Raw genomic sequence first — 15,000 nt, 5'->3', positions numbered from 1 at the left:
GTCGATACCGCCGGATACCCTCTTGCGTCATGGAGACCGCCAAGAAGGAGGCCGCTGTGTCCGCCCCCGGCAAACCGTTCCTGATGCGCGTCGGCATCGGCTTGTTCGGCCTCGGCATGCTCGCCGTGCTGGCGGTGTTCATCATGTTCGCCGCCGGCCTGGAGAACCTGCCGATCTGGCTTTCGGTCGCCGCCGGGGTGATCACCCCGCTGGGCCTGCTGCTGGGCTTGATCGCGCTGGTCCTCGAGGCGCGCGCCAAGAATTAGGGCACGGCTGCGAACGTCTTCTCGAACCATGCCGGGAACTCCGTCAGCGACTCGAACACCACCTCCGCTCCCTCGCTCAGCAGGAGTGTGCGGTCACACGGCCCGGTCGTGACACCGACCGGGATCGCTCCGGCCGCGAGCGCACCCCGGATGTCACCGGAGTGATCTCCGACATACACCCGCGCGTCGTGCGCCAGCAGCGCCTCGGCCTTCTGCGTCGACCACAGCTCGCCGATGACTTCGTCGACGTCCAGCCCGAGCGCGTCCACGTGCAGTTGCGCGTTGGGCCCGTACTTCCCGGTGACGACGAGCGTGCGCCCGCCCGCCTGGTGGACCGCGCGCAGCGACTCGACCGCGCCCGGCAGCGCGACCGTGCTCGGCACGACCACCTCGGGGTAGATCGCCCGGAACCGGTCGACGAGCCCGGGGATGCGTTCCTCGGGCGCTTCGAAGCCGCGCAGGATGTCGTCGAGCGGCGGCCCGAGATTGGCCGCGAACGCCTCGCCGTCCAGCGGCAGGCCGGATTCGACACCCAGCGCGTTCATCGCCGCGGCCATGCCCGGCCGGGCGTCGATCAGTGTCATGTCGAGGTCGAACCCCACGGTGATTCCACCCATGCCCCCACCACCACCCTCAACGGAGGCGCTTCGCGCCGCTGATCTGATTCCGCCCAACACGTTAGCTCCCGGCACCGACAGTTTTACACCGAAGCCGATCATGTACAGCGCCTTGACAGCAGGATGATCTGTGTCAAGGTGAGGTGTGACCAGCTTCACTGAGCGGACGAAGGCGTCCCTGCGCGAAGCCCTGCTCGACGCCGCCGCCGACCTGCTGCCGGACCACGGCCACGCGGGGCTGCGGATGGCCGACGTCGCCGCTAAAGCGGGCGTGAGCAGGCAGACGGTCTACAACGAGTTCGGCAACAAGGCGGCGCTGACCCAGGCGGTGGCGCTGCGCACCGCGGCGGAGTTCCTCGACGGGATCCGGCAGCGGTTCGAAACGGCGGACGGGCTCCTGGCGGGCATCCACCACGCCGTCGTCTACACGATCGAGCACGCGCGGGAGAACCGCCTGGTCGCGGCGGCGCTCGGGACCGAAGCGGCCGAGGACCTGCTGCCGCTGCTCACGACCCGGGGCGAGCCGATCCTCACCGCGGCCGCGGACCTCGCCGCCGAGCAGTACCGCGAGCGGGAACCCGGCCTCTCCGCCGAAGCCGCGGCCCTGCTCGCGGAGACCGCCGTCCGGCTTTCCCTGTCGCACCTGGTGCTGTCCACGCATTCGGCGACCGAAGCGGCCGACGCCGTCACCGCGGTCCTGGAACCCGCCATCCGCCAATTCGTCCAAGATGGAGTGAACCGATGACCGACACGCTGCCGGAGCTCCGAAGCGGCTTCTCCTCACTGCGCAAGGGCGGGCTGAACTGGGACTCGTTCCCGCTGCGGCTGTTCGCCAAGGGAAACAAGAAGTTCTGGAACCCGGCCGACATCGACTTCAGCCGCGAGCGCGAAGGCTGGGACACGCTCAACGCCGAGCAGCAGCGCAGCACGACCTACCTGGTCGCGCAGTTCATCGCCGGCGAAGAAGCCGTCACCGAGGACATCCAGCCCTTCATGCGCGCGATGTCGGCGACCGGCCGGTTCGGCGACGAGATGTACCTGACGCAGTTCTGCTTCGAGGAGGCCAAGCACACGGAGGTGTTCCGGCGCTGGATGGACGCCGTCGGGCTGACGGAGGACCTCCACCCGTTCGTCGCCGAAAACCCGCACTACCGCAAGCTGTTCTACGAAGAGCTGCCGCAGTCGCTGCGGGCGCTGGAGGACGATCCCAGCCCGCTCAACCAGATCCGCGCGAGCGTCACGTACAACCACGTCATCGAGGGCAGCCTCGCCCTGACCGGCTACTACTCGTGGCAGCTGATCTGCACCCAGCACGACATCCTGCCGGGCATGCAGGAACTGGTCCGCCGCATCGGCGACGACGAGCGCCGCCACATGGCCTGGGGCACGTTCACGTGCCGGCGGCACGTCGCCGCGGACGACTCGCTCTGGGACGCCGTCCAGCAGCGGATGGGCGAGCTGCTGCCGCACGCGCTGAACATGATCCAGTGGGTGCAGGACCAGTTCGAGGAACTGCCGTTCGACAACGACCCGCAGGAGATCGTCCAGTACGCGGCCGACCGGGCGCAGCGGCGGCTGGGCGCGATCGAATCGGCGCGCGGGATGCCGGTGGAGCAGATCGACCTGGACTACTCGCCCGAACACCTCGAAGAAACCTTCGGCGAGGAAGACGCGAAGGCGATCGCGGAAGCGGCCGCCGCGGTTTCCTGAGGCGCAGGGTGGGGCACCGCCACGAGGTGCCCCACCCGGCCGTTCACCATTCCCAGCCGAGGATGATCATCACTTGCCTCCCTTCGCGGAATCGCGAAGGACCAACGCCCGGCCGCGGCGATCGGTTTAGGCGTGCTTCGTCGCGGCCGCGTTCTCCAGCCCCAGCAGGGTGATCGACTTCTGGCGCATCTCGACCTTGCGGACCTTGCCGGTCACCGTCATCGGGAACTCCTCGACGACGTGGACGTACCGCGGGATCTTGTAGTGCGCCAGCTTCCCGCTGCAGAACTCGCGGACCTTTTCCGCGGTCAGCGGCGAAGCGCCCTCCCGCATCCGGATCCACGCCATCAGCTCTTCGCCGTACTTCTCGTCCGGGACGCCGATGACCTGCGCGTCGAGGATGTCCGGGTGCGTGTAGAGGAACTCCTCGATCTCGCGCGGGTACAGGTTTTCCCCGCCGCGGATGACCATGTCCTTGATCCGGCCGGTGATGTTGACGTACCCGTCGCCGTCCATCACCGCCAGGTCGCCGGTGTGCATCCAGCGGGCCGCGTCGATCGCCTCGGCCGTCTTGTCGGGCTGTTCCCAGTACCCGAGCATCACCGAATAGCCGCGCGTGCACAGCTCGCCCGGCTCGCCGCGCGGCACCGTGAGACCGGTTTCGGGGTCGACGACCTTGACCTCCAGGTGCGGCCCGACCCGCCCGACCGTCGACACGCGGCGCTCGATCGAGTCGTCGGACCGGGTCTGCGTCGACACCGGGGACGTCTCGGTCATGCCGTAGCAGATGGACACCTCGCTCATCCCCATCCGGTCGATGACCTGCTTCATCACCTCGACCGGGCACGGCGAGCCGGCCATGATCCCGGTGCGCAGCGACGACAGGTCGAACTCGCCGAAGCCGGGGTGGTTCAGCTCGGCGATGAACATCGTCGGCACGCCGTAGAGCGACGTGCACCGCTCGGCCGCGACGGCTTCGAGGGTGGCTTCCGGGTCGAACGCGGGCGCCGGGATGACCATGCAGGCGCCGTGGCTGGTGCAGGCCAGGTTGCCCATCACCATGCCGAAGCAGTGGTAGAAGGGCACCGGGATGCACACCTTGTCCCGCTCGGTGTAGCCGCAGAGCTCGCCGACGAAGTAGCCGTTGTTGAGGATGTTGTGGTGGGACAGCGTGGCGCCCTTGGGGAAGCCCGTGGTCCCGGAGGTGTACTGGATGTTGATCGGGTCGTCGGCCGACAGCCCGGCCTGCAGGTGCGCCAGCCGCGCCGGATCGCCTCCGCGGCCGGACTCCAGCAGCGCCTGCCACTGCTCACTGCCCAGGATCACGACCTGCTCCAGGGCGGCGCACTTCTCGCGCACCTCGTCGGCCATCGCCGGGTAGTCGGACGTCTTGAACCTGTCCGACGCGACCAGCAGCCGGATCCCGGCCTGGTTGAGGACGTACTCCAGCTCGTGCGCGCGGTAGGCCGGGTTGATGTTGACCAGGATCGCCCCGATCTTGGCCGTCGCGTACTGCAGGAAGGTCCACTCGGCCCGGTTCGGCGACCAGATCCCGACCCGGTCGCCCTTGCCGAGGCCCTGCGCGACCAGGCCCAGCGCCAGCGCGTTCACCTCGTCGGCCAGCTCCCGGTAGGTCCACCGCTTGCCGGCCGCGCGGTCCACGAGCGCGTCGCGATCACCGAACGCGGCCACCGTCCGGTCGAAGTTGTCGCCGATGGTGTCCCCCAGCAGCGGGACATCCGAGGTCCCCGAGGCGTAACTCGGCGGGGCGGGCGCGTCAGGCATGGTGCCTCCTGAAGTCGGCGGTGACTGGCGCCGAGTCTAAGAAACCGGTGCCGGGTCAGCCAGCACGGTGGCAGGATCCCCTCGGGAAGAGGGAGGGAACCCGATGCGAAGAATCGTGGCTCTGGCGTCCGCCGTCCTGCTGCTGGCGGTGGCCGCACCGGCGTCCGCGGCGACCCGCGTGATCGTGCTGCCCGGCGCCAGGTCGGCCGAAGGCATCACCGCGGCCGGCGGCGGCGAGTACTACACCGGCGACCTGATCGCCGGCACGATCTTCCGCGAGGACGTCCGGCGCGGCACGGCCGAACGGTTCATCGAGGCGCCGCCCGGCACCATGGCGGCCGGTGTCGACTTCGACCGGCGCCACGACCTGCTGTTCGTCGCCGGCGCGATCGGCGGCAAGGCCTACGTCTACGACGTCCGCACCAAGACCAAGGTCGCGGACTACACCTTCGGCGACCCGCAGACGTCCTACGTCAACGACGTGGTCGTGACCCCGCAGGGCGCCTGGTTCACTGACTCCTATCACCCGCAGCTGTTCTTCGTGCCGGTCGTGGCGGGCAGGCTCGGCACCCCGCGCACCCTGGCGCTGAGCGGACCGGGCGCGGGCGGCTCCCCCGGTGACTTCTTCATGAACGACATCATCGCCACGCCGTCCGGCAGCACGCTGCTGGTGGCCGCGACGATACCGGGCAAGGTGTACACGATCGATCCGCGCACCGGGGTCAGCGCGGAAATCGCGGGGGTGGACGCGCCCAGCGTGGCCAGCCTCGTCCTCGACGGCAACCGGCTCTGGGCCGTGCAGCTCGACGACAAGATCACCCGGTGGTGCCTCGACGGCGGCCTGAGCCACGGCGTTCCCGCCGGCACGATCACCGATCCACTGTTCGACCAGCCCGTCTCGGCGGCGAAGATCGGCAACCGGCTCGCCGTCGTGAACTCCCACATCTACAGCGGTTACCCGCCCACCAGCCCGACGTACGAGGTCCTCGTCGTCGGCGTGTGAGTTGGTAAGGTCGCAGCGGAGTTCGAGGGGGCGATCGATGGCCGGGTTCCGCGACGAGCTGACGCAGCTGCTGCAGGCGCGCTACCCGCTGCTCGTCGTCGAGACGCACGAAGAGCAGCGGGTGCTGCGGGAGATCCGTGCGGTCGCCGAGGACGCCGGCCGGCTGCGCACCCCGCGGCGGGTCTACGTCTGGTCGTCCACCACCGGGCTCGCCCCCGCGGGCGGCCCACCGATCAGCGAAACCCGCACCGCGGCCGCGGCCCTCGAACGGATCCACGGCTGGGGCGAGCCCGCCGTCTTCGTCTTCGCCGACCTGCACCCCTCGCTGGTGTCCGAGGGCGGGCACCGGCCCGATCCCGACGTCGTGCGGCGGCTGCGTGAGCTGGCCGCGGCGGTCAAGACGCGGCCGGTGCCGCTGAGCCTGATCCTCGTGTCGCCGTCGCTGCCCGTGCCGCCGGAACTGGAGCACGACGCCACCGTCGTCGACTTCCCGCTGCCCGACCGGCGCCAGATCGGCGAGCTGCTGGACGGCATGGTCGCCGCGCACCGGCAGCACGTGCGGATCAGCATCGACCGCGAGGACCGCGACCGGATCATCGCCGCCGCGCGCGGCCTCACGCTGCCGGAAGCCGAGAACGCGTTCGCCAGGGCCCTGGTCGAGGGCGGCGGGCTCGACCCGAGCGACCTCGACCTCATCCTCGCCGAGAAGCGGCAGGCCGTCCGCCGGTCCGGGATGCTCGACATCGTGCCGGCGGAGACGAGCTTCGACGCCGTCGGCGGCCTCGACCGGCTCAAGCGGTGGCTCACCAAGCGCACCGGAACGTGGACGCCCGCCGCGTCGGCGTACAACCTCGCGGCGCCGAAGGGCCTGCTGCTCACCGGCGTCCCCGGCTGCGGCAAGAGCCTGTCCGCGGTGTGCGTCGCGAACATGTGGCGGCTGCCGCTGCTGCGGCTGGACCTCGGGCGCGTCTTCGCCGGGCTGGTGGGCTCGAGCGAGAAGAACATCCGCACGGTCATCCGCACCGCGGAGGGCATCGCGCCGTGCGTGCTGTGGGTCGACGAGATCGAGAAGGGCCTCGCGGGCGCGGGCGGCGGGGGTGACGGTGGCACCGCGCGGCGCGTGTTCGGCACGTTCCTGTCCTGGATGCAGGAGAAGTCGGCGCCGGTGTTCGTGATGGCCACGGCGAACCAGGTCGGCTCGCTGCCGCCGGAGTTCCTGCGCAAGGGCCGGTTCGACGAGATCTTCTTCGTCGACCTGCCGTCGGCGCCCGAGCGCGCCGCGATCTGGCGGATCCACCTGGCCAAGCGCGTCACCGATCCGTTCGTGGGCAGCGAACTGCGGCTGGACGACGCCTTGTGCGCCGAGCTCGCCGACGTCAGCGCGGGCTACAGCGGCGCCGAGATCGAGCAGGCGGTGCTGTCCGGGCTGGTCGACGCGTTCGCCGAGAAGCGGCCGCTGCGCCGCGACGACCTCGTGCGCGCGGTGAAGTCGACCGTGCCGCTGTCGGTGACCCAGGCCGACGAGATCCTGGCCATCCGGAACTGGGCGGAGACCAGGGCCGTGGCCGCCACGGACACTTCGGAGCCGGTTGCGCCGCCGCCGGCGGCACCGGCGGCATCGGCCTCTTCGGGTGGAAGGACGATCGACGTATGACGCATCGCGTGACCGTGACCATCGGCAAGGACGGCTCGATCAGCGCCGAGACCCACGGCGTGTCCGGCTCGAAGTGCCTCGACTACATCCCGCTGCTGGAGGACCTGCTCGGCGCGGAGACCGTGACGTCGGAGTTCACCGAGGACTACCGGCGCACTTCCGTGGCAGACACCGCTTCGCAGCACCAGTCGCAATGGAACTGCTGAACCTGCACCGGATCGTCGACGTCACCGCGGCCGAGGGCCCGGGCCTGCGGTGTGCCGTGTGGACGCAGGGGTGTTCGGTGCGCTGCCCGGGGTGCTTCAACCCGCAGACGTGGACGACCCGCGGCGGGTTTTCCCTGTCGTGGGAGGACCTGGTCTCGCGCGTGCTCGCCGTCTCCGGGATCGAAGGCGTCACGCTGCTCGGCGGCGAGCCGTTCGACCAGGCCGCGCCGCTGGGCCGCTTCGCCGCCGCCGTCCGGTCCGAAGGGCTTTCGGTGATGACGTTCACCGGGCACGTGCTGGCGGACCTGCCGCCGTCGGAACTGCTGGCGTCGACGGACTTGCTGGTGGACGGGCCGTTCCTGGCCGATCGGCCGGAGACCGCGCGGCCGTGGGTGGGTTCGGCGAACCAGCGGTTCCACTTCCTGACCGGCCGCTACGACGAGTCGATCTTCACCACGCCGAACCGCCTGGAACTGACGATCGCCCGCGACGGCGCGATCGAGCTGAACGGGTTCGCCACCACCGAAGTACTCGAAGCGCTGCTCGAAGGGGATCGCCGATGAGTGTCACGCTCAAGCTGCGCAGCGAGGCGCTGGCCCAGCTCGACGCCGCCACGATCGCCGCGCACGCGCAGGCCCGGCCGGGGGTCGTCACCGTGCGGACGCGGATGCGGCACCGCGACCTGCTGGCCCGCGCGCTCGCCGGGCTGCGTGCGCAGGTCACCGACGACGGCACGTCGGTCGTCGCCGCGTGGGAAGGGCGGCGGATCACGTTCGGCTACGGGCCCGAGGGTGTCCAGGTGGCGCACGTCGACGGCCCGGGCCTGGTGCCGGCCGAAGCGTCGCGGCTGGTGCTGTCGGTCGACGAGGCGTACGCGGCCGAAGTGCAGCGGGCGGTGCTGGCCCGGCTGAAGGACCGGGCGGCCCGGGCCGGCATGCGCGTCGAGTCGGAGCGGGTCAACGCCGACCAGTCGATCAGCGTCACGCTGGCCGCCACGTCGTGACCGAGACGCGGGTCGGGCTGATCGAGTTCGGCAAGGCGATCCACGACTCGGTCACCGTCCCCGGCCTCGGGGAACTGCCCGGCGGGCAGGTGAGCGCGGGCCGCGCGGTCCGCGGCGCCCGGGCGCGGCTGCGCCGGGGCGACCGGATCGTCGAGGACAACCTGCGCCTCGGGATCATGGTGCGGAAGAAGTACTTTTCCAACGAGGTCGAGCCGGTGACGGAGGCCGGCTTCCTGAAGGACGTGTACGTCGCCGTCGGGCGGCGCGACCTCGGCAACGGCGACGCGCTGGAGCTCTACACCGACGACGCGGTGGGGCCGGACCTGACCCGCCAGGAGGGCGCCGCTTCGGTGGTGGCGCCGGGTTTCGACCCGCTGACTGGCTTTTTCGCACAGGTGCACGTCCGGGAGGGCGTCCTGCGGTCCGGGGCGCTGGCCGCGCTGTCGCGGGGCGGCCAGCCGATGCGGGTGCTCGCGCTGGCCGGGCCGCACGAGGAATGGCCGCGGGGCCAGGCGGGGACGGTGTTGCTGGGCTTCCAGTGCGACGTGCCGCCGCTGCCCGGGGACGTGCTGACGGCGTTCCCCTCGCCGGAATCGGTGGAGCAGCGCGCCGGGACGGCGGTGGTGCACGGCGTCAGCGACCTCGGCAACGGTTCGGTGGTGGCGGCGGTCGAGGTGCCGGAGGGGCGGGCGGCGACGTTCACGGTGGGGGTGAGCGTCCGGGTGCTGCGCCCGATCGGGACGACGTTCAACGAGCGCCACACGGTCGTCGCGGCGGGGCTGCCGGTGCTTTCCCTGGCGCGCGGCGGGGTCGCGGTGCGGAGCTCCGCGGGATCGCGGGTGTTCACGGTCGGGCTGGGGACGCGGGATCTGCGGCAGAACGACGTGCTCGAGGCTTATGTTCCGGGGGTTCCGATGCCGTTGGCGCCGTTGGCTCCGTTGGCGCCCCCGCCTGCGCCGCCGGTGACGCTGGTCGACGTCAACTCGGCTCCGGGAGAGTCGTTGGCGACCCTGCCGGGCCTCACGCCACCACGGGTGGCCACGGCGTTGGAGCTGCGCCGGCGCCAGGGCGGCTTCCCGGACGTGGAGGCGTTCGGCGTGGCGATCGGCTTGCAGCCACACGAAATCGTCCGCTTGCGCGGACGGGCGACGGCCGGCCGGGTGGCGTTGCCCGAGACGGGCGTTCGTCAGCTGGACATCTGAGGGATTCCGCTACGCTCGGGACTGTGCCGGAGGAATTCTCGCTGGGCTTGACGGAGGTCGCCGCCGCGATCCGGCGCACGGGCTTCCCGGCGCACTGGCACCCGTTCGAGATCCCCAGCCCGGGCCACACGCTGGCGGAGAACGACCGCATCCTGACGGCAGCATGGGACGCACTGCGCGCGCGGGGGCTGGCGGGCGTGGACAAGCTGGACATCGAGGTGGAGCAGACGCTCAGGTCGTGGACGCAGCCGGAGGTGCTGATCATCGTCCGGGCGGCGGAGGTGGCGGACGGCCGCCAGGTGTTCTACCGAGCCACCATCGCCCACGGCTTGGGTGTGTACTCGGAGCGGGTGCCGGACGGGATCAACTTCGTCCAGGTCCGCCCGGACCACCTGGTCGACGCCCTGGTCGGCATCCTCCCCCGCTACGGGCCGTTACCGGTGGCCCCGGTGACGACGACGCAGGGCCCGAACCGGCCACCGGACACCGAAGCGCTGCGGGAGTACGCGCAGTGGATACCGCACCGCCACGGCACGTTCGAACTGTCGACCCGCCCGGGCCAGGGCACCCTGCGACCGGTGGGCACGGTGACATTCGTGGACACCGACGCGGGCCGCTACTTGACGTTCACGGACCCCCTCCCCGGCGGCGAATCCCGCCTGCGGTTCACCCCTTCGGACGGGGGACACCTGCGAGGGTGGTTGCACGAGCGCATCGCGGAGACGACCCACCGGTGACCGGCGTCCTCGCACGAGGGCGTGATCTACCCGTAGTGTTCAGGTCGTGACCCGAGCAGTTCGCTTTCGCGCCGCCGTCCTGACCTTGGCCACCCTGGGGCTCGCAGTGAGTGCGTGTGACAGCAAGGTAGGCGGCACGCCGCAGGCCGCGGACACTCCGTCGAGCATCTCGAACTCGACACCGAGTAGCGCGACGAGCGGCAACCCGTTCGGGAACATGAAACCGTGTGCCACTCTCGACCAGGCGCTCAACGGTCAGGGCTATCCGGCATCGGTGCCGGCTACGGCAGATTCCGCCCGCACTTGCACGACCGAAAAGAAGACCGGCAACGACTCAATCCTCATCAGTCTCTCCCTGCACGCAGGTCAGACGATCAACGAGAACATCGCCGACCCCAGCAAGGCGTCGACCGGTACGGTCAACGACCGCCCTGCCGTGCAAGAGCGGGAGCCCATCGGCGCGAAGGGCCAATGCTCGGTCGGCATGGAGGTCAAGCCGAAGTCACGGGCGCTCGTATCGGTGACGCTCACCCTCGGCACCACAGATCAGGCGTGTACGGACGTCAACGACATCGCGACCAAGGTTGAGCCGCTTTTGCCGCGATAGCGACCTGGTAAACAGTGACACGGGGACCAGTCACTACTACAGTACTGGTGCCACACAGAGGGTGATCGTCGCACGCGAGGCGCAGGAGGGGATCGATGGCAACAGGAGCGCAGTTCGGGGGGCCACCTCCCACCCCACCAGCCGGCGACGCCGGAAACAACTTCCTGTCCAGCCTCCTCGACGTCCCGCTGGACGCGGAGGGAGCGAAGCGGGTCAATGAAGGCGCTCAGCGGTTCAAGACACTCGCCGAAGGCGGGGGGTTCGCCATCAATGAAGCGGGCTTTCAGCACTACCAGAAGGTCTGCGACACCTTCATCAACGGCTACGACGACATCAGGCGTGACCTGTACATTCTCGGCCATGCGGCACAAATGGGCGGCAGTGACTACGCCAACCAGGTAGCGAACTTCAACGTCAAGGTGGCTGTCAGCGATCCCGAGTCGCTCGTCCCGAACCTCGAACTGCTCGCGGACGGCTTCAAACAGGTTCGCGAAGCGCTCGAAATCGCCCGCAAGAACTACCGCGAAACCGAGGACGCGCACAGCCAGACCTTCGCCAAGCTTCGCGGGAGTGAGTGACGATGGCTCACGAGCACGCAGAACATCGCCAGTACGAAGCCGACTTCTACGCGCAGACGCAACAGAAGCTGCAGCAGAACGTGCACCGTTACGGTGCCGAAGACCAGGGCGACGCCCGCGACGGAGTCACCCCGCAGACGCAGAACCAGGCCGCTCAATACTCGGTCGAGCAGGGGAAGGTCCTGCTGCACAACCAGGCCACCCGCGGCGATGCGCCCGCGCCTGGTCAGAACTACGCGGCCAGCACGCACGAAGACCTCTACAGCATGGTTCACGAAAACATGAACCCCGGCGATCTCGATGATCGCGGCCGGGTGGCCAACAAGCTCGGCAACTGGCTCGCCGATGTCTCCACCGCCGCGAACGACGCCGTCAACTCCAGTGAAATCCAGTGGCAGGGCTCCGGTGCCGCGCAGGCGCACGGGTTCTTCCAGAACACCGCCAACTACACCGCCGAGACGGCCAATGCCGCCCAGCTCAGCTCGAACCGGTACTCGCAGCAGGCGGCCGCCGCCGACTATGCGCAGAAGAACATGCCCGAACCCACCGGGTTCGACCAGCAAGCCGAAATCGCCAAGGCCACCAAGCAATACCAGTCCGGCGATGTCGTCGGCGCGACGCAGACCATGAACAACGTCGCCGCCAAGCAGCAGCAGGCCGATGCCGCTCATCAGCAGGCCGTGCAGGTCCTGCAGAACCTCGACTCCACCTACCACGAGACCGCCAGCACCCAGCCCACCTACACCCCGCCGCCGCAGCTGGGGCAGGGTGACTCCACCTCTGCCAGCGGGTTCCACGGCACCAGCAGCGCCGGCTTCACCGGCACCCCCGCCATCGGCGGAGGCGGAACCGGCACCGGCACCGGCGGGATCGGCACCGGCATCGGCACCGGCGGAACAGGCATCGGTGGCACCGGGATCGGCGGAACGGGAACACCCCCGGGAACAAGCCCCGGCATCACCCCACCCGGGACGACCACCTACGTCCCCCCGGGCGCCACCAGCGGCACCGGCACCTTCAGCGGCAACAGCAACTTCCGCGCCACGCCCGCCGCCACCTCCTTCGGGCGTGTCACGCCCGATGGGCTCGCCCTGCCCGGGACCACCGGCGGCGGCGGCACTTCGGGCGGCGGGGACATCACCCGCGGCAAGGGCATCGGGTCCGGGCGGGCCGGCGCCGGGTTCGCCGGGTCGCGGGTGTCCGGCAGTGCCGGTGGCGCCGGCGCCAAGGAGCTCCCCGGCGAGGGCGGGAAAACCGGGAGCAAGACCGGCGAACGGCTCGAACGCGGGGCGACCGCGGCCGCCGCGGCCAAGGGTAAAGGCGGTAGCGCCGCCGCCGGACCCGCCGGGGCCGGTAAGAAAAAAGACGACGACAAAGAACACAAGAACAAGTACGCCGTCGACGAAGAGGTCTTCGATCTCAAGCCGGAGCGCGGCCCGGATGGGGAAAAGATCGTGAAGCCGACCATCGGGGAGACCTCTTAGGGGGCATCCCTGGGATCCTGCTCGATCCCGGCTCAGGCGCAAAACCCGCCGCTACATTGGGTTCATGCCCTTCTTCACCGTACCGAGCGGGGAGCTGCACCGCTGATGCGCACACTGCTGAACATCATCTGGCTCGTCCTGTGCGGCTTCTGGATGGCCGTGGGCTACCTGATCGCCGGCGTGCTCTGCTGCGTCCTGATCGTCACCATCCCGTTCGGGCTGGCGTCCTTCCGGATCGCGCACTACGCGTTCTGGCCGTTCGGGCGCACGGTCGTCGACCGGCGGGACGCGGGCGCCGCGTCCTGCCTCGGCAACGTCGTCTGGTTCGTCTTCGCCGGGTGGTGGCTGGCGCTCGGGCACGTCTTCACGGGCATCGCGCTGTGCCTCACGATCGTCGGCATCCCGCTCGGCATCGCGAACTTCAAGCTGATCCCCGTGTCCCTCGTGCCGCTGGGCAAGGAGATCGTCGAGATCGCCTAGGACTCCGGTGAGAACGGCAGCCGGACCACCAGGCACGGCCCGCCCACGAACAGGCCGCCGTCGACGCCGAGGGCCTTGCCGCCCGCGTACAGGAACGGGCCCTCGATCTGCGTCGGGTGGATGCCCAGCTGGTCGGCGATGACGCTGTGCCCGTGCACGATCCGCGACCCGCCGAGTGCGTCCATCAGCTTCTGCGCGTTCTCCTCGCCGTCCGGGCCGCGGAAGGCGTAGCGCGTCGTCATCCGGCGCCAGACGTCCCACCACGCCTCGATGTCGCTGCCTTCGAGGATCTCGCGGGCGGCCTCGTTGATCTCGTCGACCGACGAGCCCCAGTCGAGGTACTCCAGCGTGTCCGAGTGCAGCAGCAGGTGATCGGCGGCGACGGCGGCCAGCGGGCGCGCGGTCAGCCACTCGATGTGCTCGGGGGTCAGCCTGTCCTGGTCCGACAGCAGGCCACCGTTGATCTCCCAGCTGCGGGCGAAGCTGCGCGGGCCGAAGTCGGACGGCACCGGCTCGTCGCCGAAGTGGTACATCCCCAGCGCGAGGATCTCGTGGTTGCCCAGCAGGGTCTGGACCTGGCCGCCGGCCTCCGCCGCCTGCGCTTCGAGCCGCATGACCAGGTCGATCGCGCCGACGCCGTCCGGGCCGCGGTCGACGAAGTCGCCGAGGAACCAGAGCTGGTCCTCGCCGCCGGACCAGTTGTCGTCCTCGTCGACCAGGCCTTCGGATCTCAGTGCGTCGGCGAGTTCGTCCCGGTGGCCGTGGACGTCGCCGACCACGTACGTCGACTTGCTCATCCGCTGACGATATGCCCTCCGGCCGCCCGGCTCGCGCTCAGCCTTCGCCGAACGGGTCCAGGGTTCGCCCGATCAGGTCGGCGACCGAGTCGATCACCATCGTGGGCCGGTACGGATAGCGTTCGGCCGACTCCGGGGTGGAGATGCCGGTGAGGACGAGGATGGTCTGCAGCCCGGCCTCGATGCCGGAGTGCACGTCGGTGTCCATCCGGTCGCCGATCATCAGCGTCGACTCCGAGTGCGCGCCGAGCCGCCGCAGCGCCGAGCGCATCATCAGCGGGTTCGGCTTGCCGACGTAGTACGGCGAGCGCCCGGTGGCCTTCTCGATCAGCGCCGCGACGGACCCGGTCGCCGGCATCGAGCCCTCCAGGCTCGGGCCGGTCGCGTCGGGGTTGGTCGCGATGAACTTCGCGCCGCCCTCGATCAGCCGGATCGCGCGCGTGATGGCGCTGAAGCTGTACGTGCGGGTCTCGCCCAGGACGACGTAGTCGGGGTCGCGCTCGGTGAGCACGTAACCGACCTCGTGCAGCGCCGTCGTGAGGCCCGCTTCGCCGATGACGTACGCCGAGCCGTTCGGCCGCTGCGACGAGAGGAACTTCGCGGTCGCCAGCGCCGAGGTCCAGATCGACTCCTCGGGGATGTCGAGCCCGGTGCGCTCCAGCCGCGCCCGCAGGTCGCGGGGGGTGTAGATCGAGTTGTTCGTCAGCACCAGGAAGCCGATGCCGTTCGCCTTCAGCTCGCCGAGGAACTCGTCGGCCCCCGGGACGAGGTGCTCCTCCTTCACCAGGACGCCGTCCATGTCGGAGAGGTACGTCCACCGGCGTTCGCTCATGGTGCGAAACCTATCACGCGCGCGAGACACCTGCGTGCC

18 protein-coding genes are annotated in these 15,000 nt (G+C 69.9%); 14 read left to right on the top strand and 4 right to left on the bottom strand.

Going from position 1 to position 15,000, the window contains the following annotated elements; genetic code table 11:
- The first annotated feature begins 29 nt into the window (after window positions 1–29).
- Window positions 30–266: a hypothetical protein gene (locus tag ACLJOU_RS07120; RefSeq protein WP_410564283.1), complete on the top strand. Its 237-nt coding sequence runs from the start codon at window positions 30–32 to the stop codon at window positions 264–266.
- Here ACLJOU_RS07120 and ACLJOU_RS07115 read toward each other — a convergent pair.
- Entirely contained in the window at window positions 263–883 is a 621-nt protein-coding gene (locus tag ACLJOU_RS07115) for an HAD family hydrolase (RefSeq protein ID WP_410564281.1), read from the bottom strand. The genes ACLJOU_RS07120 and ACLJOU_RS07115 overlap by 4 nt on opposite strands.
- A 145-nt stretch (window positions 884–1,028) precedes the next feature.
- Between ACLJOU_RS07115 and ACLJOU_RS07110 the strand changes: the two genes are divergently transcribed.
- Both ACLJOU_RS07110 and ACLJOU_RS07105 read left to right on the top strand, forming a co-directional pair.
- A complete protein-coding gene (locus ACLJOU_RS07110) occupies window positions 1,029–1,628 on the top strand; it encodes a TetR/AcrR family transcriptional regulator (RefSeq protein WP_410564279.1) in 600 nt (199 codons plus the stop codon).
- Entirely contained in the window at window positions 1,625–2,593 is a 969-nt protein-coding gene (locus ACLJOU_RS07105; RefSeq protein WP_410564277.1) for a R2-like ligand-binding oxidase, read from the top strand. The genes ACLJOU_RS07110 and ACLJOU_RS07105 overlap by 4 nt, the downstream gene beginning before the upstream one ends.
- A gap of 126 nt (window positions 2,594–2,719) precedes the next feature.
- Here ACLJOU_RS07105 and ACLJOU_RS07100 read toward each other — a convergent pair whose 3' ends face one another.
- On the bottom strand, window positions 2,720–4,378 hold the full coding sequence (locus tag ACLJOU_RS07100) for an AMP-binding protein (protein WP_410564276.1): 1,659 nt from the start codon (window positions 4,376–4,378) through the stop codon (window positions 2,720–2,722).
- Window positions 4,379–4,481: 103 nt separating this feature from the next.
- Between ACLJOU_RS07100 and ACLJOU_RS07095 the strand changes: the two genes are divergently transcribed.
- The 11 genes from ACLJOU_RS07095 (at window position 4,482) to ACLJOU_RS07045 (ending at window position 13,332) form a co-directional block, all read left to right on the top strand.
- Entirely contained in the window at window positions 4,482–5,381 is a 900-nt protein-coding gene (locus tag ACLJOU_RS07095; RefSeq protein WP_410564275.1) for a hypothetical protein, read from the top strand.
- A gap of 37 nt (window positions 5,382–5,418) precedes the next feature.
- A complete protein-coding gene (locus ACLJOU_RS07090) occupies window positions 5,419–7,035 on the top strand; it encodes an AAA family ATPase (protein WP_410564273.1) in 1,617 nt (538 codons plus the stop codon).
- Between the two features lie 8 nt (window positions 7,036–7,043).
- Window positions 7,044–7,241, top strand: a complete 198-nt coding sequence (locus ACLJOU_RS07085) for a DUF2997 domain-containing protein (protein WP_410564271.1) — start codon at window positions 7,044–7,046, stop codon at window positions 7,239–7,241.
- A complete protein-coding gene (locus ACLJOU_RS07080) occupies window positions 7,229–7,804 on the top strand; it encodes a 4Fe-4S single cluster domain-containing protein (protein ID WP_410564269.1) in 576 nt (191 codons plus the stop codon). The genes ACLJOU_RS07085 and ACLJOU_RS07080 overlap by 13 nt, the downstream gene beginning before the upstream one ends.
- The gene (locus tag ACLJOU_RS07075; RefSeq protein ID WP_410564268.1) at window positions 7,801–8,244 is read left to right on the top strand and encodes a hypothetical protein; all 444 of its coding nucleotides are present in this window, start codon (window positions 7,801–7,803) and stop codon (window positions 8,242–8,244) included. Before ACLJOU_RS07080 ends, ACLJOU_RS07075 begins: the two co-directional genes overlap by 4 nt.
- A complete protein-coding gene (locus tag ACLJOU_RS07070; protein WP_410564266.1) occupies window positions 8,241–9,446 on the top strand; it encodes a hypothetical protein in 1,206 nt (401 codons plus the stop codon). Before ACLJOU_RS07075 ends, ACLJOU_RS07070 begins: the two co-directional genes overlap by 4 nt.
- A gap of 23 nt (window positions 9,447–9,469) precedes the next feature.
- Window positions 9,470–10,183: an ESX secretion-associated protein EspG gene (locus tag ACLJOU_RS07065; RefSeq protein WP_410564264.1), complete on the top strand. Its 714-nt coding sequence runs from the start codon at window positions 9,470–9,472 to the stop codon at window positions 10,181–10,183.
- Between the two features lie 46 nt (window positions 10,184–10,229).
- Entirely contained in the window at window positions 10,230–10,790 is a 561-nt protein-coding gene (locus ACLJOU_RS07060) for a DUF3558 family protein (RefSeq protein WP_410564262.1), read from the top strand.
- Window positions 10,791–10,885: 95 nt separating this feature from the next.
- Window positions 10,886–11,368, top strand: a complete 483-nt coding sequence (locus ACLJOU_RS07055; RefSeq protein ID WP_410564260.1) for a hypothetical protein — start codon at window positions 10,886–10,888, stop codon at window positions 11,366–11,368.
- Between the two features lie 2 nt (window positions 11,369–11,370).
- The gene (locus ACLJOU_RS07050) at window positions 11,371–12,852 is read left to right on the top strand and encodes a hypothetical protein (RefSeq protein ID WP_410564259.1); all 1,482 of its coding nucleotides are present in this window, start codon (window positions 11,371–11,373) and stop codon (window positions 12,850–12,852) included.
- Between the two features lie 105 nt (window positions 12,853–12,957).
- The gene (locus ACLJOU_RS07045; RefSeq protein ID WP_410564257.1) at window positions 12,958–13,332 is read left to right on the top strand and encodes a YccF domain-containing protein; all 375 of its coding nucleotides are present in this window, start codon (window positions 12,958–12,960) and stop codon (window positions 13,330–13,332) included.
- Here ACLJOU_RS07045 and ACLJOU_RS07040 read toward each other — a convergent pair.
- Both ACLJOU_RS07040 and ACLJOU_RS07035 read right to left on the bottom strand, forming a co-directional pair.
- Window positions 13,329–14,129, bottom strand: coding sequence for a metallophosphoesterase family protein (locus tag ACLJOU_RS07040; RefSeq protein WP_410564255.1), 801 nt, complete (start codon window positions 14,127–14,129; stop codon window positions 13,329–13,331). The two genes, ACLJOU_RS07045 and ACLJOU_RS07040, sit on opposite strands and share 4 nt — an antisense overlap.
- A gap of 37 nt (window positions 14,130–14,166) precedes the next feature.
- On the bottom strand, window positions 14,167–14,961 hold the full coding sequence (locus ACLJOU_RS07035; RefSeq protein WP_410564253.1) for an HAD-IIA family hydrolase: 795 nt from the start codon (window positions 14,959–14,961) through the stop codon (window positions 14,167–14,169).
- Window positions 14,962–15,000 lie beyond the last annotated feature (39 nt).

The sequence above is a fragment of the Amycolatopsis sp. cmx-4-61 genome, assembly GCF_046548775.1.
In the GTDB taxonomy this organism is placed as follows: domain Bacteria; phylum Actinomycetota; class Actinomycetes; order Mycobacteriales; family Pseudonocardiaceae; genus Amycolatopsis.
The sequence above is the reverse complement of the archived record's forward strand: the minus strand, read 5'-3'. Positions and strand labels throughout refer to the sequence as shown.